Source organism: Streptomyces sp. NPDC057474 (assembly GCF_042802555.1).
Classification (GTDB): Bacteria; Actinomycetota; Actinomycetes; order Streptomycetales; family Streptomycetaceae; genus Streptomyces.
Genome location: NZ_JBHVDX010000180.1, coordinates 1 through 21,890, shown reverse-complemented (window position 1 = coordinate 21,890; position 21,890 = coordinate 1). Strand labels below are relative to the sequence as shown.

The window sequence follows — 21,890 nt, the reverse complement described above, 5'->3', positions numbered from 1 at the left end:
CCCGAACCCCCGAGCCGTCAGCCGCCCAAGGGGGTCGAAGGGGCACAGCCCCTGGGGACGGGAAGGGTAGGGGTGACGGGGGCGAAACTCCTCAGGCCGCGAAGTCGTCCTCTCGGGTTTCCGGCAGCGCCAACAGGCACAGCAGGCTCACCAGGCACAACCCACCCGTGTAGAAGCCGAGAACCAGCGGCGACGACCACTGGCTGTTCAGCCACGTCGCCACAAGCGGAGCGAAGCCGCCGCCCAGCGTGTTGGCCAGGATGAACGCCGCCGAAGCCCCCGTGTACCGCAACCTCGCCGGGAACAGCTCCGCGAGGAACGCCGCCACCGGGGAGAACATCAGGGCGAGCAGCATGAGCCCCACGGTGTACGCGCCGGTGATGACGAGCGCGTTGCCCGAGCTGAGGGACGCGTACATGGGGACGGCCCACACGACGCAGCCGGCCGCGCCCGTCAGCATGATCGGCCGACGCCCGATCCGGTCGGCGAGCCGGGCGACGGGCAGGGTGATCGCGATCCCGGCCGCCGCCCCGATGCTCGCGGCGGTGAGCATCGTGTTCTGTGGGATACCGAGCGTCTTCGGCCCGTAGGACAGGCTGTAGACGATCGTCAGGTAGTACACGGCCGAGCCGCCGATCGCCGCGCCCGTGCCGAGCAGCAGCCGGCCGGGGTGCCGCGCGATGAGCGTTCGCAGCGGGAAGCGGGACGCCGAACTCGCCGGAGACGCAACCGAGTTCGAGCCCGCGCCGGGCCCCGAGCCCGCACCGGCACCGGCACCGGCGCCCGACTCCGTTGCCGCACGGAGGAGCTCCGCCTTGAACACCGGCGACTCCGACACCGTCGTCCGCACCCACAGCCCGACCACCACCAGCACGCTGCTGAGCAGGAATGGCACACGCCAGGCCCAGTCGGTGAAGCCGTCTCGGCCCACGATGTTGAGGGTGGGGAGGATGACGGCGCTGGAGAGCAGGAAGCCGAGGGAAGGGCCTACGTTCGGGACGGCGGCGTACAGCGCACGGCGGCCGGGCGGGGCGTGCTCGGCGGCCAGCAGGACCGCGCCGCCCCACTCGCCGCCCATGCTGACGCCTTGCAGCAGACGGAGGGTCACCAGCAGGACGGGGGCGAGGAGTCCGGCGGTCTCGTAGGTCGGGAGCAGGCCGACGCCGACCGTCGCGATGCCCATCAGTAACAGCGACGCGACCAGAGCCTGCCGACGGCCCAGCCGGTCGCCGATCGTGCCGAAGAGCACGACGCCCAGGGGACGGGACAGGAAGGCCGCGGCGAAGGTGAGGAACGCGGCGAGGGAGGAGACGGTGGCGTTGCCGGAGGGGAAGAAGGCAGGGCCGAGGACGAGCGCGGAGGCCGTGCCGTAGACGGCGAAGTCGTAGTACTCGATCGTCGTGCCGATGAGGCTCGCGGCGGCGACCTTGGGCGCCTTGCTCGACTCGGCCTGCGACGAGGACGGTGAGGACGGTGACGCGACCGGTCTGGGGCCCACGGCCTCGGCGACGGTCTCGGGCGGGGATTCGGGCATGGGGGGACTCGCTTCCGGTACGCCCGGACACGAATGGTCCGGGCCCAGATGGGGGACGGCCACGCATGAAACACGAACCGGAGTGCGGCTGTCACCCTAGGCGGGGAAATTCGATTCCCACAAGGAAGTCCCGGAAAAGACCGTCCGGAGACTTCGTCGAATGATTTCGACGGAAGATTAAGCGTCGATTACACGCGACAACGACATTTAAAGCAGGTGATCCCGCTATGCACCCGCTATGCGTAGGGACAGGTCGTCAGAATATGCCACGAACACCACCCTCGGACGCCGTCAACCCAAGGGATCCTGTCAAGTCGCTGTCAATATTCATGTGTTTGTCCGCATAAAAATTTGCCGATGGTCACGCCTTGCCAACCCCCGATCACGCACGGAATGCTGACGTCCGGCAGAACTTGAAAGTTCTACGACCATCGTTTTTCGGACATGGAGACCGCATCGGGTTGCCGCGGTTCGACTTTTCTGAAATGCGGCTCAGAGCCGGGAAGGCGCATTACCCATGCTGAAAACTGGCAAGCCATTACGTTGGAGAAGACTTTCGCTGGCCGGTGACGACCGGCATTTGCTCATACCGCTCGACCACAGCGTTTCGGACGGTCCGGTCGCCCCTCCGGGTCAGTGGGAAGGCCTGTTGAGGGAACTGGTGGCCGGCGGGGCCGACGGGATCATCGTCCACAAGGGGCGGGCCCGCACGCTTGCCCCGGACATCCTCAGGAACTGCGCGCTGGTGGTGCATCTGAGCGCCAGTACGGCCTGTTCCGCCGATGTCGACGCCAAGGTACTGGTCGGCGATGTCGAGGAGGCGGTGGCGCTCGGCGCGGACGCGGTCAGCGTCCATGTGAACATCGGCTCGGACACCGAGGGCCGGCAACTCGCCGACCTGGGCGCGGTGGCCCGTTCCTGTGACACCTGGGGCATGCCGCTGATCGCGATGGTCTATCCGCGCGGCCCCCGGATCGAGAACCCGCACGATCCCGTCCTCCTCGCGCACATCGTGAACGTAGCCGCCGACCTGGGCGCCGACATGGTGAAGACCACCGTCGCCCTGCCGCTCGACCGGATGGCCGAGGTGGTGGCCCACAGCCCGATCCCCGTCCTCGCGGCCGGCGGCCCACCGGACGGCTCCGACCTCATCGAGTACGGCACCGCCGTGATGGCCGCCGGCTGTCGGGGGCTCGCCGTCGGCCGCCGGATCTTCTCCTCCCCCTCCCCCGCCTCCCTGGTGTCCCGGCTGGCCGCGGTGGTGCACGGTCCCGGCGGCGACGGGCTCGCCGATGACATGAGCATGACTACACATACCCATTACTCGACGATCGTGGCAGGTGTCGCATGAGGTTCGCGTGGATCGATCTCCGTGAAGTCCCCCGTCCGCAGCTCCAGGCGGTGGTGGACGCGGCCGTCCACGCCCGGATGGCCGGGGTGGTCTCCGCCGACGCCGAGTTGCTCGGGACGCTGCCGCCGACGGTGACCCGGGTGCTGGTCTCCGGAGCCCCCGCCGCGGCACCCGCGAAGAAGCCCGCCGACAAGGGCGACAAGGGTGACAAGGAAGCAAAGGCCGCGGCCGACGCCAAACCCGAGGGCAGGGCCCCCGCGGACGCCGGAATCGACGTCCTGCTGCGGAAGTTCACCACCCAGGACGAGCTGGACGCCCTCGCCGGGGAGAACCGGGCCGCCACCCGTGCGCCCGTCACGGGTACGCCGGTCACCGGCATCCCCGTCGCCGGCTTCATCGACGTACGGGACGACCGCACCCTCCAGCTGTCGTGCGTGGGCGCGATGGCGCTGCCGTACACGGTGATCCACTTCGCCGATCCGACGAAGATCCCGCTGGAGATCGTGCTCGCGGCGGCCGAGTCGGCCGAGGGGAAGCTGGTGACGGTCGTCGGGGACCTGGAGGAGGCGGCCATCGTCTTCGACGTCCTCGAACGCGGTTCGGACGGCATCCTGTTCACGCCGCGCAGCGCCGACGACGTGTTCGCGCTGGCCCGGTTGCTGGAGGCGACGACCCCGCAGCTGGAGCTGTCCACGCTGACGGTGGAGAGCATCCGGCACGTCGGGCTCGGCGACCGGGTCTGTGTGGACACCTGCTCGCACTTCGAGGAGGACGAGGGCATCCTCGTCGGCTCGTACTCGTCCGGATTCGTGCTCTGCTGCAGTGAGACGCACCCGCTGCCGTACATGCCGACCAGGCCGTTCCGGGTCAACGCCGGTGCCCTGCACTCGTACACGCTGGGCCCCGACAACCGCACCAACTACCTCAGCGAGGTCGGTTCCGGCAGCGCCCTGCTGGCGGTCGGCGCCGACGGCCGCACCCGGCGGGTGGTGGTCGGGCGGGCCAAGCTGGAGTCCCGGCCGCTCCTGGAGATCCGTACGCACGCGGAGGACGGGCGGCTGGTCAGCCTGACCGTGCAGGACGACTGGCATGTCCGGGTGCTCGGGCCGGGCGGCAAGGTCCTCAATGTCACCGAGCTGCGGACCGGCGACGAGCTGCTCGGCTATCTGGCCCAGGACAAGCGCCATGTGGGCCTGCCCATCGGCGAGTTCTGCAAGGAGGTCTGAGGCCTCATGGGCGAACTCGTGGCGGCCGCGGCCGGCGAGGACGGGATGGGCGTCCTGGTCCAGCGGCTGTTCGACGCGCGGGACGACGGCCTGCCCTATCTGACGCAGCGACAGGACACCGTCAGCCGAGGCGAGTTACGGGAGCGGGTGGCCAAGCAGGCCGCCGTGTTCGCCGGTTACGACATCGGGCCCGGCTCCACCGTGGGGCTTCAGACGCCGCCCAGTTTCACCCAGGTCGAGGTGCTGCTCGCGCTGTGGCGGCTGGGCGCGCAGGTGATGCTCTTCGACTTCCGGCTGAAACCCGCCGAGGTGGACGCGCTCTGCGCGACCTGTCGGCCGCAGTTCATGGTCCGGGCCGGCTCCAACGTCCGGGCGGCGTTCGGCTTCCGGCCCGAGTACGAGGTCGCCACCGAATGCCGCCGCGCGGGGCGGCCGGCCACGGGTGGGCACCGGCTTGTCCAGTTCAGTTCGGGCTCCACCGGGCGGCCGAAGGTGATCGGCAGGACCGCCGGGTCGATCGCCGCCGAGGTCGAGTCGTTCGCCGCCGTCCCCGGCATGCCGGGCGAGGGCGACCGGCTCCTGCTGCTCAGCTCGACGGCGCACAGCTTCGGACTGCTCGGTGGGCTGCTGCACTCGCTGGCGGCCGGTGTCTCCGTCGTCTTCGCGCCCCGAGTCTCGGCCCGCGACATCCTGCGGACCTCGGCCGACCACCGGATCACCACCCTGTTCGGGGTGCCGATGCACTACGAGCTGCTCGCCGCCGCCCTCGATCCCCCCGAGCTGCCCGAGCTGCGGACCGCCGTCTCCGGCGGCGAGCTGATGCCCCCGGAGGTCGCCGCGCGGTTCGCCGCACGGTACGGCGTCGCGGTCGGCGAGGCCTACGGCACCACCGAGACCGGCATCGCCGCCATCGACGTCGGCGGCACGCTCCGGCCTTCGGTCGGGCGTCCCGCGCCGGGCGTGGTGGTCCGGGCGCACAGGGGCGAACTGGACGTCGCGCTCGCCGAGTCGCCGTATCTCTTCGACTCGGGCGGCACGCAGTACACGGACGGCTGGCTCCACACCCGCGACCGGGCCACGGTCGGCGCCGATGGAACGGTCACCGTGGGCGGTCGCGCCGACTCCCTCGTCGTCATCGGCGGCCTCAAGGTCGACCTCACCGAGGTCGAGCACGTGCTCCGCGCGCACCCGGCCGTCGAACAGGCGGTCCTGGTCCACGAGGACGTGACCGAGGCGTACGTGGCGGTCGCCGCCGGGGCCGAGAGCCCCTCGGCGGAGGAGCTGCTGCGCTGGTGCCGGGAGCGGCTGGCCGACTACAAGGTGCCCCGCGTGATCCGGCTGCTGGAGGCCCTGCCCCGCACCTCCAACGGGAAGCTGGTCCGCCAGGCGGCCACGCTGCGCGAGCGCTGCGCCGGGTAGTAGCGCCGCCGGGGTCGCGCCGCTGGGTGAACCGGGGTCCTGTCGGACGGTCGTCCGCGGGTCGTTCGTGGCTTGTCGCGCAGTTCCCCGCGCCCGTTCGGGCGCGGACATCTTGCACTGGATCTTTCACTGGAGCTACTAATCATGAGCACATCAACATTGGACACCGAGATCCGTGAGTTCGTCCTGACCACCGTCATCGACGAGATGAACATCCTGCTGAGCCGTGACGGCATCACGGACGAGAGCCCGGTGACCGTCGGCGGGCTCGAGCTGGACTCCCTGAGTCTGATCGAGCTCACGCTGCGGCTGGAGTCGCGGTTCGGCGTGGAGATCCCGGACACCGACATCGAGCCCCTGGCCTCCCTGACCCTCGGCGGGCTCGTCGCCGAGGTCGTCGGGCGCGGGGCGAAGGCATGAGCGCGGAAGCCTCCACGTCGTCCGTCACGGAAGCCTCCGCAGCGTCCGCCATCACCACCGACACCGTCCGGAAACTGCTGTCCGACCGCAAGATCTTCCCCGGTGTCCCGGACGACCTCGGCGACGACGCCGAACTGGTCCTGGACTCCCTCGGGTTGGTGTGGCTGCTGCATGTGGTGGAGGAGCGGTACGGCCTGGTCGTGGAGCCCGGCGACGAGGACATCGCGAACCTGACCTCGCTCCGACGGCTCACCGAGTTCCTCAGCGCCGCCGAGGCGGGCGCGGTCGACGGGGGTGGCCGCGTTGACCGGTGACGTGACGGTGACCGGCTTCGGCGTACGCACCGCTTTCGGCACGGGCGCGGACGCCCTCCGGCGCGGTGTCTTCGCCGGCGTGCCCTCCTTCGTCCCCACGACCCGGTTCGACACCGGCCCGTACCGTACGCCGATGGCCGGCGCCGCCCCCGACGGCGCCGACGCGGTCGAGGACTGGGCCCTGCGCCACGCCCTCGCCCGGTGTGGCACGGAAGCCCTCGACATGGCGGGCCTGCCCCGGGGCACCGAGGCTGCGGTCCTGCTGGGCATCGCGGGTGACTGCACGAGCATCACGCGGTACTGGCGGGACGCGGCGGCGATGCCGGAGGCCGACGGGAGCGGTGGCACCGACGGGAGCAGTGGCGCCGACGGGAGTGGTGGCGCCGACGCGGACCGGGGCACGGACCGGGCCCGAGGGCTCGCCGAAGCCGATCCGGGGCATGCGCTCCGCGGCGACCGGGCCGTCGAGGCGGCGCGGCTCGTTCGAGCCGGGGGGCCACTCACCGAAGTCGGTCTCGGGCACGGCCTCCCCACCACCCCGGCCATCGCGGCAGCGGCTCGCCTCGCCGACGCCGTCCCCGCCCGGCTCGCCGAGTCGCTGGCCGGGGGCCTCGGGCTGACCGGGCCCCGGCTCACGTTCACCAACGCCTGTGTCGCCTCCGCCGCCGCGATCATCCATGCCTGTCGGCTGATCTCGTCCGGCCGGATCGACGTGGCGGTGTGTGCCGGTGGCTACCTCGTGGAGGAGGAGACGTTCGGGAAGTTCGACTCGGGGCGGGCGTTGTCCCGCGACGGCATGGTGCGCCCCTTCAGCGCCGACCGCAGTGGGCTGCTGCTCGGCGACGGGGTCGCGGCCGTCGTACTGGAGTCCACCGAGCACGCGCGGCGGCGCGGGGCCCGGCCGCTGGCGGGCGTGGTCGGCTGGGGCGCGGCCACCGACGCCCACCACATCGCCCAGCCACACCCGGAGGGCGTCGGCCTGGCCCGCGCGGCCCGGCAGGCGCTGCGGCTGGCCGGGGACCCCGACGGGTCGAGCCTCGGCTATGTCAACGCCCATGGCACCGGGACCAAGTACAACGACGGTGCCGAGACCCGGGGGCTGCGCGCCGCCATCCCGGAGCGGGCCGAGTCGATCCCGGTCAGCTCCACCAAGAGCACCACCGGCCATCTGCTGGAGGCGGCCGGTGTCGTGGAGTTCGTGATCACGATGCTGGCCCTCATGGACGGCGTACTGCCGCCGACCGCCGGGTTCACACAGGCGGACCCGGAGTGCGACCTGGACTACGTGCCGAACCAGCCCCGGCACACCGACCTCCGCCGGGCCCTCACCATCAACGCCGCCTTCGGGGGCGCCAACACCGCACTCCTCCTGGAGCGGCCGTGACAACGACGGACAGAAGTAGGAAAGCCGCGCCGGCCGAGAAGGCGCCCCTCCGTTCGCCCCTCGGCGTCCTCACCACCGCCACGGCGACCCACGGCACCAGGCGGGACGGCGACATCCCGTTGCCGCGCCTGCCCGGGTTCGTGGAGTCGGCGTTCAGTCCGCTGGCGTACGAGGTCGCCGCGCGGTGTCTGACCGAGCGGCCCGGGGACGGCTCCCGTACGGCTGTCGCGCTGGCGAGCCTGATGGGCGACACCACGACGGCCGATCTGGCGAGCCGGCGGGTGGTCTCGGGCCGGGTCCACAACCCGCTGCTGTTCATGCAGGCCACCGCCAACTCCGTGCTGGGGCACATCAGCCGGGAGTTCGGGATCACCGGGCAGATGTTCAGCCTTTCCACCCTCGACGACCCCGTGACCGAACTGCTCGCCATGGCGGACCTCCTCCTGGAGGACCCGGAGCTGGAACAGGTCCTGGTGATGGGCGTGGAACTGGGCGGCGGCGAACGGCTGGCCGCCGTGCACCGGGAACTCTCCGCCGACAGCGGCCGCCCGGTCCCTGACCTCCCCGAATCCGCCGCCCTGGCGGTGGCGGTACTCCTCGCCCGCCCCGGCACCGGCGCGCCCGTGACCATCCGGTCGACGGAGACGTACGACGGCGAACAGTCGGCGGCCTCCTCGCACCCCGGCAGCGTCCAGGGACTGTTCGACCTGGCCGCCGCCCACCGGCGGCTCGTGCGGGACGGCGGCTCCCAGGTCCTGGTCACCGAACCCCGGGCGCCCGCGTTCCTCCTCGACGCCGAACGGCTCCCGGAAAGAAACGAGACGGAGACCCATGCTCATCAGTAGGCAGGAGCGGGCGCGGATCTGCTCCGACACCGAACTCGGAGCCGGCAACGTTTTGCAGCGGCTGCGATCATACGAACGCCCGCTCGACGAGCTGGTGTTGCGGACCGATGGCACCTGGCGGGCACCCGACGGCAGCCGCCCCGAGGTGCTGACGCTCGGGCAGTTGTACGAGGTGGTCGAGACGTACGCGGGCTGGTACGCGGCCCGGGGCGTGCGGCCCCGCGACCCGGTGGCCGTCCACTCCCACTCGGCCACCGAGTTCGCGGTGAACTTCCTGGCGCTGACGTCACTAGGCGCCGTCCCGTCATTCGTCAACGGCAATCTGTCCCCGGAGATCGCCCGGGAGTACGTCCGCCGGCAGGGCGCGGCGGGCGCCTTCACGGACGAGGCGCATCGCGAGGTGCTGGCCGGGGAAGAAGGTGGCGCAGGGGGCTCCGGGGGCGGCGGGGGCTCCGGGGGCGGCCTCGGCTTCCATGTGACCGCCTGCGACATCCGGCCGGAGCACCGCGCTTCGCTTCCGTCGTCGTACCCGTACCGGCACGACCCGACCGACCCCGTGCTCATCTCCCACTCGTCCGGGACGACCGGCCTGCCCAAGGGTGTGCCGCACACGCACCGGACGTTGATGTACGCCCAGTTGCACCGGCTGCGTTTCTCCACCGGCGCCGACATGGAGCGCACGCTGGTGGGACTGCCCGGCGCGCACAACGCCATGGTGGCGACGCTGCTGTACTGCCTGCTGCTGCGCACGGACATCAAGCTGCTCTCCAGCCAGCGCGGCACGGCCGTGCTGGACGCCGTCGAGGAGTTCCGGCCGACGACCGTGCTGGCCTTCGCCGGGACCTTCGGCGAGATGGCGGCGGAGGACCTGACGGTGCGTGATCTCTCCAGCGTGCAGGTGTGGTTCAACACCGGGGACGCGGCGCACGAGGCGCACATCCGGGCGCTCGTCCAGCACGGCAGCCGCCTCGAGATCCGGCGCGACCTGAGCCGCGTCAGGGTCGACGGCTCGGTCTTCGTGGACGGGCTCGGTTCGTCGGAGGCCGGCTACTCGGTCTTCCACAACCGGCACACCAAGGACACCTCGGCCTACTCCCGCCGCGTCGGCAAACCGATCAGTTTCGCCGAGGCCGCGGTGCTCGCCGAGGACGGCACCCCGCTGCCGCCCGGGCAGATCGGCCGCCTGGGCCTCAAGTCGCCCACGCTCACGCCCGGTTACTGGAACGACTCCCTGACCTGGAACCGGATGCGGCTCGGTGGGTACTGGCTCACCGGCGACCTCGCCCACCAGGACGAGGAGGGCAACTTCTACCACCTCGACCGGGTCCCGGACGCCGTCCGCACCCGCGCCGGCATCGTCTTCAGCACCCGCACCGAGGAACTGCTTCTGGCCGAGCTGCCGCAGCTCTCCGACTGCACGGTGGTCGGGATCGCCCCCGACGGCGTACGCGCGGACTGGGACGGCGACGGCGAGGCCGAGGCGTACGCGCTGCTGCAGCTCGCGGACGAGAGCGGAGCCGGGAACGGGGTCGGGAACGGAGCCGAGGACAGCGGTGAGGGTGCCGAGGAGTGGACCGGGCGCGTCAACGCCGTGCTGACGGCCGCCGGGTTCCCGCCGGTGACCCGGGCCCTGCGGATGAAGCCCGACGACGTGGCCAAGGGCGCCACCGGCAAGGTTCTCAAACGAGTGATGCGCGACCGGTTCGCCGCCAAGGAGCAGCACGCATGAGCACGAACACCGACGCCGACGGCGTCAATCACCGCGCCCGGGCGAGTGAGGCGTACCGGCTGTGGTGGCAGCACGACGCCCACTGGTACCAGGGGGTGGCCGCGCGGTTCGGGCAGGAGGCCGCGAACGAGATCAACGCGGAGGCGCTGAGGAAGGTCGCCCTGCACGTCGGGCAGCGTGTCGCCCGGCTGTACGGGCCGCTCCCGGACACCGGCGACAGCCGCAAGGACCTCGAGGAGCTGCGCCGCCGCTACGACGACTGCGGCGATCGGATGTTCCCGCCGGAGCTGCGCAACGCCTCCACCGAGGTCGAGGACGACGACAGGATCGTGCTGACGCTGAAGCGGAACTTCGCGATCACCATGGTCCGGATGGCCGGTTCGCTGGAGGGCTACCGCTGTCCGTGCACCGCCATCCACGCCGGCTGGTCCGAGGGCCTCGGCGTGGCCCTCACGGAGAACAGGGCCGAGAGTTGTCTGCGCGACGGCGACAAGGCGTGCCGCCTGCTGATGCGGGTCGCCACGCCTGTCACCGCCCCCGGCGGCACGCCCGTCACCGCCCCTGCCGGCCCGCCCAGCGGTACCCCCGTCGCTCCGGTCTCCGCGGGCGGGGAGGGCTGAGGCGTGCGCGTACTTGTCGCCGGAGCCACCGGCGTGGTCGGATATCCGCTGGTGGGCGCGCTGCGGGCGCGGGGCCACCAGGTCAGCGCGTTGGTACGGCGGGGCTCCCGGGGCCGGGCCCCCGAGGCGGACGAGGTCGTGGTCGCCGACGCCCTCGACCGTGACGCCGTGCTGTCGGCGGTGACGGACGCCCGGCCCGAGGTCGTCGTCCACCAGATGTCGGCCCTGCGGCTGCTGCGCGACGACCCGCCGGGAGCCTTCGCCCTCACCGCGCGGCTGCGCACCGAGGGCACAGCCCACCTGATCGAGGCCGCCCGCGCGGCCGGTGCGCGCCGGCTGGTCGCCCAGTCCATCGCCTTCGCCGCAGCCCCGGCCGGCGACCCGGTCCTCGACGAGGACGCGCCCCTGTACGTGGACGCCCCCGACCCCGGCTGGGCCTCGACCGTACGGGCCGTCGCCGAGCTGGAACGGCAGGTGACAGGCAGCGGGATCGAGGGCGTGGTCCTGCGCTACGGCACGCTGTACGGCCCCCGCACCGCGTACGCCCGCACCGGCGGAACCGCCCGGTCCGTCCTGGCCGGACGGCTCCCGCTGCCCGGCGGCGGGGCCGGGATCATGTCGTTCCTGCACGTCGAGGACGCCGTGGGGGCGGCCGTGGCGGGCGTCGAGTCCGACGCCACCGGGGTGTTCCATGTGACGGACGACGATCCGGCCCCCGCAGCGCAGTGGCTGCCGCACCTGGCCCGGATGCTCGCCGCCCCCTCCCCGCGTACGGTCCCCGCGGCCCTCGCGCCCCGGCTCCTCGGCTGGTTCATGGCCCATCAGCTCACCTCCGCGCACGGTGCCGCCAACGACCGGGCCCGTACGGCACTGGGCTGGAAGCCGACGAGACCGAGCTGGCGCGACGGGCTGGGCCAGGAATGACCCGTGCCGATGACGCCCTCGCCGTCTGTGTGGTCGGCGCCGGTCCGCGCGGCCTCTCCGCGCTGGAGCGGATCTGCGCCAACGCCGGTGGGATCGTGCGGCCGGTCGAGGTCCACCTCGTCGATCCGTACCCGCCGGGCGCGGGCGCGGTCTGGCGCACGGACCAGCCGGGCGAGCTGCTGATGAACACGGTCGCCTCCCAGGTGACCCTGTTCACCGACGACAGCGTCGACTGCGCGGGACCGTCGGTGCCGGGACCCAGCCTGTACGAGTGGGCGTGCGCGATCCGCGACCGGGTCATCGACCAGGACCTTCCCGCGCGGGCCGCGGACGAGGCGCGACGACTCGGCCCCGACACCTATCCGAGCCGCGCGTTCCACGGCCACTACCTGGAGTGGGTCTTCCGGCACCTCTTACGCACGGCCCCCGCCCACGTGACGGTCCACATGCACCGGACGACGGCGGTCGCGCTGGACGACGCCCCCACAGGGGACCACACCTCGGGCCGACCGCAGACGGTGACCCTGGAGAACGGCGACCGGCTGGCCGGGTTGGACGCGGTGGTGCTGGCCCTCGGCCACGGCGATCTGACCCCGTCGCCGGAGGAACGCGCGCTGCGCTCCTTCGCCGACCGCCACGGCCTCACCTACGTGGCCCCCGCCAACCCGGCCGACGCCGACCTGAGCGGCATCGCGCCGGGCACACCGGTCGCCCTGCGCGGACTCGGCCTGAACTTCTTCGACTGCCTGGCCCTCTTCACCGAGGGCCGCGGCGGCACGTTCAAGGAGCATGAGTCCGGTCTCGTCTACCTCCCGAGCGGCAACGAGCCCGTGCTGTACGCCGGTTCGCGGCGCGGCGTCCCGTACCACGCCCGAGGCGAGAACGAGAAGGGCGCGCTCGGCCGCCACGAGCCGCGCTTCCTGACCCCGGACGTCATCGCGGAACTACGGCGCCGCGCGGCCGACGGGCACCCCGTCGGCTTCCGCCACGACCTCTGGCCGCTCATCGACCGCGAGGTGCGGACCGTCTACTACGAGGCGTGGATCCGCGCCGCCCAAGGACCGGAGGCGGCCGAAAAGTTCGTACGGTCGCGCCTTTCCGGTGAGTGCGGGGAGGCGGCCCTGCTCGATCGCCACGCCGTGCCACCCGGCGAGCGATGGGACTGGAGGCGGATCGAACGCCCCTACGGCGAGCGGATGTTCACCGGCCGAGCCGACTTCCGGCACTGGCTGCTGGAGTATCTGCGCCGGGATGTCGCCGAGGCCCGCCTCGGCAATGTGAACGGACCGCTGAAGGCCGCGCTGGACGCCCTGCGGGACCTGCGCAACGAGATCCGGCTCGTCGTCGACCACGGCGGAGTCTCCGGCGAGTCGTACCGCACCGAACTCGACGGCTGGTACACCCCGTTGAACGCCTTCACCTCGATCGGCCCGCCCGCCTTCCGCATCGAGCAGCTGATCGCCCTGATCGAGGCGGACGTACTGCACGTGGTCGGCCCGGGGATGCGGATACGGGCCTGGGTGGACCGCCACGGCCACGGCGGTGAGGCCGGCGAAGGCGGCCGCGAGGGCACGGGCGGTTTCCTCGTGGACGCGGAGCTGGTGGACGAACCCCCGGTCCGCATCGAGGCCCTGATCGAGGCACGGCTGCCCGCCGTTGATCTGCGGCGGAGCACGAATCCCCTGCTACGGGGGCTGTTCGCGGCCGGCTCGTGCGGACCGTACCGGCTGGGGGACGATTCGGGTCACGAGCCGGGCGGACTGGCGGTGACCGACAGCCCGCCCCGGCTGGTGGACGCGGCGGGCCGCCCGCACCCACGCCGGTTCGCCTTCGGTGTGCCGGTGGAGGGCGTGCGCTGGGTGACGGCCGTCGGCATCAGGCCCGGGGTCGGCTCGGTGACGCTGGAGGACTCGGACGCGATCGCACGGGCGGCGCTGGGGCTGGGGCCGACGGGGCCGACGGGGCCGACGGGGCCGACGGGGGCGGAGGCGCCACAGGAACCAGGGGCCGAAACGCCGGGAACCAGGGCAGCGGGGGCCCCGGCAAGGAGGGCTGCTGCCACGGTGCCCGGAGCGCCGGAAATCGAGGCCCCGGAGGTCGCCGTCGCCTTGACGACACGTCAGACATCAGGCACAGGGAGTCGATGAGCGTGAACGCGATGTCCGTGGGCACCGACGCGGGCCTGCTCGCCCCCACATGGGCGGGCACGCCCGTCGCGGCCGAGGTGACCGATGAGGCGTGGCTGCAGGCCATGCTGGACGCCGAGGTGGCGCTGGCCCGAGCCCAGCACGCGGTCGGGCTGACGCCTGCCGCCGCCGTGGAGACGATCGCCGCGGCGGCCCGTGCGGAGCGGTTCGACCTGGTCGCCCTGGCCCATGCGGCCCGGGCCGCCGCCAACCCGGTGGTCGCCCTCGTGACCGCCTTCACCGAGGTCGTCGCCGCGAAGGATCCGGCCGCCGCGGAGTATGTGCACCGGGGGTCCACCAGCCAGGACATCCTCGACTCGGCGGCCATGGTGATCGCCCGCCGGGTGCTCGGCCTGATCGCGGTCGACCTGTCCCGCGTGGGTGCGGCCTTCGCCTTGTTGGCCGACACCCATCGCGGCACCGTCCTGGCCGGGCGGACCCTGGCCCAGCACGCCGTGCCGACGACCTTCGGCCTGAAGGCCGCGGGGTGGCTGGAGCTGGTCCTCGACGCGTCGGTCCGGGTGCGGGCTGTGGCGTCGCGGCTTCCGGCCCAGTTGGGGGGAGCGGGTGGGACGTTGGCCGCGTATCGGGAGTACGCGATGGTGGACCGTAGGGCCTCGGATGTGGGTATCCGCGGGTCGGTGGGGGCTGATCGCACCCGCGCGGCGGAGCCGCGAGTGTCACAGCCCCGCGCCCCTGGAGGGGCGCGACGCGGGGCCGGAAGCGGCAGCGGCAACCCTGACAAGGGCGGGCTGGAGCTGCTCAAGCCCTTCTCCGATGCCCTCGGCCTCGCCGAGCCCACTCTCCCCTGGCACACCGTCCGCACCCCCGTCGCCGAACTCGGGGCCGTGCTCCAGCTCGTCACCGGGGCGCTCGGGAAGTTCGCGCTCGACGTGCAGACGCTGTCCCGTACCGAGATCGGTGAGCTGTCCGAGCCGGCGGGCGTCGGGCGCGGTGCCTCCTCGGCCATGCCGCAGAAGCGGAACCCCGCGCTGGCCACCCTGATCGTGTCGGCCGCGCGACAGGTCCCCGCGCACGCGCTGGTCCTGGCCCAGTGTCTGCTCGCCGAGGACGAACGGCCCGCCGGGGCGTGGCACGCCGAGTGGCAGCCGCTGCGGGAGGCGTTGCGGCTGGCGGGCGGGGCCGCGCACACCGCCGTGGAGCTCGCGGAGGGCCTGATCGTCCATGCGGAACGCATGCGGGCCAACCTCGAACTGACCGGCGGCGCCATCGTCACCGAACGTCTGACCGTGGCCCTGGCCCCGGTGCTCGGCAAGGTTGGCGCGAAGAAGCTCCTGACCACCGCCTCGGCCGAGGCCGCCGACACCGGCCGCCCCCTCCGCGAGGTGCTGGCCGCCGACCCGGAACTGTCCGCCCGGTTCACCCCCGCCCACCTGTCGGAACTGCTCGACCCGGCCCACTACACGGGCGCGGCCGAGGCCCTGACCGACCGGGCTCTGAACAGATACGAAGCCATGCGCAGGCGCGAGGGCAGTGGCGTGGACGCGGCCGCCGTGCGCAGTCACCAGACCAACGGAGGCACACTGTGAGCACCGTGAGCCGGACGGCCGAGAAACCGGCCGGCGCACCCACCCGCTCCTGGCCCCTCCTGCTGGTCGTGGTCTGCGCGCAGATGCTGATCTGGCTGGACACCTCGATCCTCAATGTCGCCGTCACCACGCTCGCCGACCCGGTGGAGGGCCTGGGCGCGACCCCCGGCGAACTGGAGTGGGTGGCGAGCGCCTACACCCTGGTCGTCGCCTGCACCCTCTTCGCGGGCGGCGCGCTGGCCGACCGTTTCGGCCCCCGGAACACCCTCCTCGCCGGGCTCGCGCTGATCGGCGTGGCCTCCGGCGCGGGCGCGTTCGTGGACAGCCCGGCGTGGCTGATCGTGGCGCGGGCCTTCATGGGCGCGGGCAGCGGCCTGCTCATGCCCGCGACGCTGACGGTCATCGTGCAGAGCACCCCGGAGGACAAACGCACCCGGGCGATCGCGATCTGGAGCTCGTCGAGCGGCCTTGGGGTGGCCGTCGGCCCCGTCGCGGGCGGAGCGCTGCTCAGCCACTTCTGGTGGGGTTCGGTGTTCCTCGTCAATGTGCCGATCGTCGCGCTGTGTCTGCTGGCGGTCGTGACCGTCGTCCCCGACCTGGGCGGTTCCCGCCGCCGGGTACTCGACCTGCCGGGCCTCGCCCTGTCGGTGCTCGGCCTGGGCGGCGTGGTCTACGGCATCATCGAACTCGGCGGCGGCCGGACCTGGTACGGCCCGCACGTGCTGTTGCCCCTGGTGCTGGGCGGTGTCGTGCTGGCCGTCTTCGTCGCCGGTCAGCGCAGGTCCGCGGCACCCAGCCTGGACCTGCGGCTCTTCCGGCAGCCCGGCTTCACGGCCGGCAGCGTGGTTCTGCTGATCGCCTTCATGGCCTTGGCCGGCCACCTGTTCTACGCGGCCTTCTACCTCCAGGGTCCCCGCGGCCTCTCCCCCGCCGACGCCGGAACCGTCATGATCGCCGCCGCGGTCGGCATCGTCCTGGGCAGCCAGGCCTCCCCGTCGCTGAGCCGTCGGCTCTCGGCCCGCTGGACGGTCGCGTCCGGCGTCCTGGCCACCGCCGCCACCTACGTCGCCTACGCCTGGCTCGACGGGGGCACCCCCCTCTGGGTCGTCGCCGTACTGCTGTGGATCCAGGGCTTCGGCATGGGCCTGGTCGGCACCCCGGTCACCGCCGTGATGATGCGCGGGGTGCCGCCGCAGCTCGCGGGCGCCGGCTCCGCCGTCAACAGCGTCACCCGGCAGGTCGGCGGCACCCTCGGCGTGGCGATGGCCGGCTCGATCCTCTCCGGCGTCTACCGGGACCGGATGGCCGACGCCGAACTGCCCGGCGCCACGCAGGGCCTGTCACCGGCCGCCGAGGAACAGGCCCGCACCTCCGCCGAGGGCGCCCGCTCCCTGGCCGACTCCCTGCACCTGCCCGAACTGGCGACCACGGCCGACCGCGCCTTCCTCGACGCCATGTACGCCGCCACTCTCTCCGTCGCCGCCCTCGCCTTCATCGGCTGCGCGGTGGCCGTCGTGGGCCTGCGCAACCGTGCGGCACCCGAACGCCGAGAGCACGCAAGGTTGTCGGACGCGGCACCGGAAGGACAGGCGCGATGACACAGATGACGACGGCCCGATCGGTCTTCGTCACCGGCGGGAACAGGGGCATCGGGCTCGCCATCGCCCGCCGTTTCGCGGCGGCCGGGGACCGGGTCACAGTGACCTACCGAGGCGCCGAGCCCCCTGCCTCCGAGGGATTCCGCGCCGTACGGTGCGATGTGACGGACAGCGGTCAGGTCGACCAGGCCTTCAAGGCGGCCGAGTCGGCCCACGGGCCGGTCACCGTCCTGGTCGCCAACGCCGGTGCCGCCCAGGACCGGCTGCTGGTGCGGATGACCGAGGCGGACTTCGCCTCCGTCATCGACACCAACCTCACCGGGGCCTTCCGCGTCGCCCAGCGCGCGGTGCGCGGCATGCTCCGCGCGGGCCACGGCCGTATCGTCCTGGTCTCCTCCACGGCCGCCCTGCGCGGCGCCCCCGGCCAGACCAACTACGCGGCGGCGAAGGCCGGCCTCGTCGGCTTCGCCCGCTCCCTGACCCAGGAACTCGGCCCCCGCGACATCACCTGCAACGTCGTCGCCCCCGGCCTCACCGAGACCGACATGAGCCGCGCCCTCACGCCGGAACAGCGGCGCGAACTGCTGCGGACCACCCCCGCCGGGCGCCTGGGCACCCCCGAGGAGGTCGCCGAGGCGGTGGCCTTCCTGGCCGGCGCCGGTTACGTACGCGGCGCCGTGATCCCGGTCGACGGGGGCGCCGGGCTGGGGCACTGAGGTCCGGCGAGAGCCAAGGTGCCGCCATTACGGAGATCCGGCGAGCCCCTGGGCAGCCCGGGCACCGAGACCGGGTGGGGAAGTGGACGTCGCGCGGCCGCCCGCTTCCCCGCCTTGTACGGCTACCGCCGTCCGCGCAGCGCCCGGTACTTGGCGACCAGCGCCTTCGTGGACTCGTCGAGGCCCGGGACCTCGGCTCCCTCCGTCAGCGCCGGCTCGACGCGCTTGGCGAGGACCTTGCCCAGCTCGACGCCCCACTGGTCGAAGGAGTCGATGTTCCAGACGGCGCCCTGGACGAACACCTTGTGCTCGTACAGCGCGATCAGCTGGCCGAGGACCGACGGGGTCAGCTCCTTCGCCAGGATCGTGGTCGTCGGGTGGTTCCCCTTGAACGTCTTGTGCGGCACCAGTTCCTCCGGCGCCCCCTCCGCCCGCACCTCGTCCGGCGACTTGCCGAAGGCCAGCGCCTGGGTCTGGGCGAAGAAGTTGGCCATGAGGAGGTCGTGCTGGGCCTTGAGCGTGGCGCTGAGCTCGGCGACCGGCTCGGCGAAACCGATGAAGTCCGCCGGGATCAGCTTCGTGCCCTGGTGGATCAACTGGTAGTACGCGTGCTGCCCGTTCGTCCCCGGCGTGCCCCACACCACCGGCCCGGTCTGCCACTCCACCGGCACCCCGTCCCGGCCCACGTACTTGCCGTTGGACTCCATGTCCAACTGCTGCAGGTAGGCGGTGAACTTGGACAGGTAGTGGCTGTACGGCAGCACCGCGTGCGACTGCGCGTCATGGAAGTTGCCGTACCAGATCCCCAACAGGCCCAGCAGCAGCGGCACATTGGACTCGGCGGGCGCCGTGCGGAAGTGCTCGTCGACGATCCGGAACCCGTCGAGCATCTCCCGGAAGCGGTCCGGACCGATCGCGATCATCAGCGACAGCCCGATCGCCGAGTCGTACGAGTACCGCCCGCCGACCCAGTCCCAGAACTCGAACATGTTGACCGTGTCGATGCCGAAGTCCGACACCTTCTCGGCGTTCGTCGACAGCGCCACGAAGTGCTTGGCGACGGCATCGGAGCCGGCCTTGAGCTCGGTGAGCAGCCAGTCGCGCGCGGAGGTGGCGTTGGTGATCGTCTCGATCGTGGTGAACGTCTTCGAGGCGATGATGAAGAGCGTCTCGGCCGCGTCCAGGTCCCGTACCGCCTCGTGCAGGTCGGCCCCGTCCACGTTCGACACGAAGCGGACGGTCAGATCGCGGTCGGTGTAGGAGCGCAGCACCTCGTACGCCATCGCCGGGCCCAGGTCGGAGCCTCCGATGCCGATGTTGACGATGTTCTTGATGCGTCGGCCGGTGTGCCCGGTCCACTCGCCGGAGCGGATGCGCTCGGCGAAGCCGCCCATCCTGTCGAGAACGGCGTGCACACCCGGCACCACGTTCTCGCCGTCGACCGCGATCACCGCGTCGCGCGGGGCGCGCAGCGCGGTGTGCAGGACGGCGCGGTCCTCGGTGGTGTTGATCTTCTCGCCGCGGAACATGGCGTCCCGCAGCCCGAACACGTCGGTCGCGGCGGCCAGCTCGCGCAGCAACCGCAGCGTCTCGTCGGTGACCAGATGCTTGGAGTAGTCGACGTGCAGATCGCCGACCTCCAGCGTGTACCCGGCGCCACGCCCCGGGTCGGCCGCGAACAGCTCGCGCAGCTGGACGTCACCCTGCTGCTCCCGGTGCTCGGCCAGCGCGGTCCACTCGGGCGTCTGGTTGAGCCTGGTACGGCTTTCTGCGTTCATCTCGGACTTCAGCCTTCTTTCCTACCTGGTCCTGCCTGCGTACCTTGCCCCGCTGCCGTTCCAACCTAATTGATCAGGACGGAACACGAGCTGTCGTCCCATGGTCGTCCGGCTCAACAACTGATACGTCCGACTTGAGCGCCGGTATCAGCGCGGCGACGGACAGGACGAAGAAAACGGCGGCGAGCAGCGCCGGCGTGTTCGGCCCCCAGACCGTGGCGACGACCCCACCCAGCAGCGCACCCGGCGGCGCTCCGGCCACCCCGAGCGTCCGGAAGGCGGAGCCGACACGGCCGAGCATGCCGGCGGGGGCGCGCTGCTGCATCAGGGTCGTGGTGTTGACGTTCCACACCATCCCCATGGCCCCGAAGACGGCGAGACTCACCGCGAGCGCCGCCAGGCTGCGGACCGAGCCCATCGCGATCAGCGCCCCGATCTGCGTCCCACCGGCCAGCAGCACGGCACGCACCCGCCCGATCCGGGCCACCAGCCGTCCGTTCACCGCTCCCCCGGCGAGGCTGCCGACCGTGTACGCGGTCATGGCCACCGCGAACCCGGCGTTGCCCGCGTCCAGCCGGCCGGTCACCAGCAGCACCAGGGTGGCGATGAGGGCGCCCATGCCGACGTTGCACAGCGCGGTGGCGGCGCACAACCCACGCAGGGCCCTGTCCCGCCACAGCGTCCGCAGCCCGGCGGCGATCTCCGCGCGCAGGGTGCCGCCCGCGGGACGGGGCTCCCGCTCGGGCGGGGCGGTGCCGAGCGAGGCCACGAGGGCGGCGGCGACCAGATACGTCAGGGCGTCCGCCGCGAAGGGGACGGCGGCTCCGGCGGCCAGCAGCAGCGGGACGAGCGGCGCGGCCACCAGCCCGCCCGCGATCCGTTGGCCGGTCAGCAACCGGGCGTTGGCGCTGCCCAGGGCGTCACGGCTCACCAGGGCGGGCAGCAGGGCCGTGGCCGCGTTGTCGAAGAGTGTCTGGAGTGTGGTCAGAGCGAAGGCCAGGGCGATCAGCAGGGCGATCGAGGCGTGGTCGAGGGCGACGGCCACCGCGAAGCCCGCCACCAGCAGACCCCGCGCCACGTCCACCATCCACATGGCCCGCCGCTGATCCACCCGGTCGGCGACGGCCCCGCCGAACAGCCCGAAGACGAGCCACGGCACATAACCGCAGGCCGCGACCGAGGCGACGAGAAGCGGCTCGTCCGTCAACGTCACCGCGAGCAGGGGCAGCGCGGCCGTACGCAGCGCGTCCCCGAAGCTGGAGAGCACGGCCGCGGTCCACAGCCGTAAGAACGCTCCGCGGTACGGAGCCACCGCCCCTTGCTCAGCCCCCGTCACGTGTCCCCCTCACGCTCACGATTCGTCGATGCACAAACCGTAGAGGGACCCACTGACAATCAGCCTGACCAGGGGGAGGACACGGGAGTCGCGGGAGGCGTGAGCCATTCGCCCCAAACACCTCCGGCCAGGCACCCTCGGTGCCCGGCCGGTGTCAACTCCTAGATCTCGCCCCGCAGTTTGGCGAGCGCCTCGGCGAGGATCGCCTCGCCGTCCGCGTCGCTGCGCCGCTCCCGCACATAGGCGAGGTGCGTCTTGTAGGGCTCGGTGCGCGGTGGGTCCGGGGGGTTGTCCCGGTCCTGTCCGGCCGGGAAGCCGCAGCGCGGGCAGTCCCAGGTGTCGGGGACCTGTGCGTCGCTGGCGAAGCTCGGCTGGGTCTCGTGTTTGTTGGAGCACCAGAAGGAGATGCGCAGCCGGGGTGCGGACTCGCCGCGCTCGGCTTCGCCCATCGGCCCCGCCCCGACCCGGCTTCCTCGGATCGCGTTGCCACTTGCCACGGTCGTAACTCCCTGCGTGATGGTGCGGCGAAGCGAGTCGGCGTTTCGCTTCGCTGCGAGCGCCTCAGTCTACGTAAGGCCCAACGCGCGTCCAGTGATTGGAGTTACATCCCGCCCACAGACGCAAGCCCCATGATAGGCCGCGCTCGAAGTCGCGTACCCAGCATGGGGCTTTACGTGCGGATTGGTGCGTCCGTGACGCGTTGTTTCGCCGGTGTCGGCCCGACGGTCAGTTGTTGACCTTCATCAGGATGCCGAGTACGACAATGCACGCGAACCACAGCAGACCGACCACGACGGTGATCCGGTCGAGGTTGCGCTCGGCGACCGAGGAGCCGCCGACGGAGGACTGCATACCGCCACCGAACATGTCGGAGAGGCCGCCGCCCTTGCCCTTGTGCATCAGCACCAGCAGCATCATCAGCAGGCTGAAGACAATCAGGGCGATCGAGAACCCCATAAC

The 21,890-nt window shown here is 72.0% G+C and carries 19 protein-coding genes; 14 read left to right on the top strand and 5 right to left on the bottom strand.

Annotated features, from left to right (window positions below):
* Positions 1-91: 91 nt before the first annotated feature.
* Positions 92-1,534 carry an MFS transporter gene (locus ACFU53_RS35395; protein ID WP_384001963.1) on the bottom strand — a complete coding sequence of 481 codons (1,443 nt, stop codon included), beginning with the start codon at positions 1,532-1,534 and terminating at the stop codon, positions 92-94.
* Between the two features lie 517 nt (positions 1,535-2,051).
* Between ACFU53_RS35395 and ACFU53_RS35390 the strand changes: the two genes are divergently transcribed.
* The 14 genes from ACFU53_RS35390 (at position 2,052) to fabG (ending at position 17,816) form a co-directional block, all read left to right on the top strand.
* Positions 2,052-2,885 (top strand): class I fructose-bisphosphate aldolase family protein, encoded by an 834-nt coding sequence (locus tag ACFU53_RS35390; protein ID WP_384001960.1) that lies wholly within the window; start codon positions 2,052-2,054, stop codon positions 2,883-2,885.
* The gene (locus tag ACFU53_RS35385; protein ID WP_384001958.1) at positions 2,882-4,111 is read left to right on the top strand and encodes a 3-dehydroquinate synthase II family protein; all 1,230 of its coding nucleotides are present in this window, start codon (positions 2,882-2,884) and stop codon (positions 4,109-4,111) included. The genes ACFU53_RS35390 and ACFU53_RS35385 overlap by 4 nt, the downstream gene beginning before the upstream one ends.
* A gap of 6 nt (positions 4,112-4,117) precedes the next feature.
* Positions 4,118-5,530, top strand: coding sequence for a class I adenylate-forming enzyme family protein (locus tag ACFU53_RS35380; RefSeq protein WP_384001956.1), 1,413 nt, complete (start codon positions 4,118-4,120; stop codon positions 5,528-5,530).
* A 144-nt stretch (positions 5,531-5,674) separates the two neighbouring features.
* Positions 5,675-5,950, top strand: coding sequence for an acyl carrier protein (locus ACFU53_RS35375; protein ID WP_384001953.1), 276 nt, complete (start codon positions 5,675-5,677; stop codon positions 5,948-5,950).
* The gene (locus ACFU53_RS35370) at positions 5,947-6,264 is read left to right on the top strand and encodes an acyl carrier protein (RefSeq protein WP_384001949.1); all 318 of its coding nucleotides are present in this window, start codon (positions 5,947-5,949) and stop codon (positions 6,262-6,264) included. Before ACFU53_RS35375 ends, ACFU53_RS35370 begins: the two co-directional genes overlap by 4 nt.
* Positions 6,254-7,648 (top strand): beta-ketoacyl-[acyl-carrier-protein] synthase family protein, encoded by a 1,395-nt coding sequence (locus ACFU53_RS35365; RefSeq protein ID WP_384001946.1) that lies wholly within the window; start codon positions 6,254-6,256, stop codon positions 7,646-7,648. Before ACFU53_RS35370 ends, ACFU53_RS35365 begins: the two co-directional genes overlap by 11 nt.
* The gene (locus ACFU53_RS35360; protein WP_384001943.1) at positions 7,645-8,493 is read left to right on the top strand and encodes a hypothetical protein; all 849 of its coding nucleotides are present in this window, start codon (positions 7,645-7,647) and stop codon (positions 8,491-8,493) included. Before ACFU53_RS35365 ends, ACFU53_RS35360 begins: the two co-directional genes overlap by 4 nt.
* Positions 8,480-10,222, top strand: a complete 1,743-nt coding sequence (locus ACFU53_RS35355) for a class I adenylate-forming enzyme family protein (protein WP_384001939.1) — start codon at positions 8,480-8,482, stop codon at positions 10,220-10,222. The genes ACFU53_RS35360 and ACFU53_RS35355 overlap by 14 nt, the downstream gene beginning before the upstream one ends.
* The gene (locus ACFU53_RS35350) at positions 10,219-10,842 is read left to right on the top strand and encodes a hypothetical protein (RefSeq protein WP_384001936.1); all 624 of its coding nucleotides are present in this window, start codon (positions 10,219-10,221) and stop codon (positions 10,840-10,842) included. Before ACFU53_RS35355 ends, ACFU53_RS35350 begins: the two co-directional genes overlap by 4 nt.
* 3 nt (positions 10,843-10,845) lie before the next feature.
* Positions 10,846-11,766 carry an NAD-dependent epimerase/dehydratase family protein gene (locus ACFU53_RS35345; RefSeq protein WP_384001933.1) on the top strand — a complete coding sequence of 307 codons (921 nt, stop codon included), beginning with the start codon at positions 10,846-10,848 and terminating at the stop codon, positions 11,764-11,766.
* Positions 11,763-13,913, top strand: a complete 2,151-nt coding sequence (locus ACFU53_RS35340; protein ID WP_384001929.1) for an FAD/NAD(P)-binding protein — start codon at positions 11,763-11,765, stop codon at positions 13,911-13,913. Before ACFU53_RS35345 ends, ACFU53_RS35340 begins: the two co-directional genes overlap by 4 nt.
* A complete protein-coding gene (locus tag ACFU53_RS35335) occupies positions 13,910-15,502 on the top strand; it encodes an adenylosuccinate lyase family protein (RefSeq protein WP_384001926.1) in 1,593 nt (530 codons plus the stop codon). Before ACFU53_RS35340 ends, ACFU53_RS35335 begins: the two co-directional genes overlap by 4 nt.
* Positions 15,499-17,100, top strand: a complete 1,602-nt coding sequence (locus ACFU53_RS35330; protein ID WP_384001923.1) for an MFS transporter — start codon at positions 15,499-15,501, stop codon at positions 17,098-17,100. Before ACFU53_RS35335 ends, ACFU53_RS35330 begins: the two co-directional genes overlap by 4 nt.
* Complete coding sequence (gene fabG / locus ACFU53_RS35325) at positions 17,097-17,816, top strand: 3-oxoacyl-ACP reductase FabG (protein WP_384001921.1); 720 nt, start codon at positions 17,097-17,099, stop codon at positions 17,814-17,816. The genes ACFU53_RS35330 and fabG overlap by 4 nt, the downstream gene beginning before the upstream one ends.
* 122 nt (positions 17,817-17,938) lie before the next feature.
* Here the strand turns inward: fabG and pgi are convergent, their stop codons facing one another.
* The 4 genes from pgi to secG form a co-directional block, all read right to left on the bottom strand.
* On the bottom strand, positions 17,939-19,594 hold the full coding sequence (pgi, locus tag ACFU53_RS35320) for a glucose-6-phosphate isomerase (RefSeq protein WP_384001918.1): 1,656 nt from the start codon (positions 19,592-19,594) through the stop codon (positions 17,939-17,941).
* Between the two features lie 73 nt (positions 19,595-19,667).
* Positions 19,668-20,906, bottom strand: a complete 1,239-nt coding sequence (locus ACFU53_RS35315; protein WP_384001915.1) for an MFS transporter — start codon at positions 20,904-20,906, stop codon at positions 19,668-19,670.
* A gap of 185 nt (positions 20,907-21,091) precedes the next feature.
* On the bottom strand, positions 21,092-21,427 hold the full coding sequence (locus tag ACFU53_RS35310) for an RNA polymerase-binding protein RbpA (RefSeq protein WP_082414797.1): 336 nt from the start codon (positions 21,425-21,427) through the stop codon (positions 21,092-21,094).
* A 229-nt stretch (positions 21,428-21,656) separates the two neighbouring features.
* Complete coding sequence (gene secG / locus ACFU53_RS35305) at positions 21,657-21,887, bottom strand: preprotein translocase subunit SecG (protein WP_029181151.1); 231 nt, start codon at positions 21,885-21,887, stop codon at positions 21,657-21,659.
* Positions 21,888-21,890 lie beyond the last annotated feature (3 nt).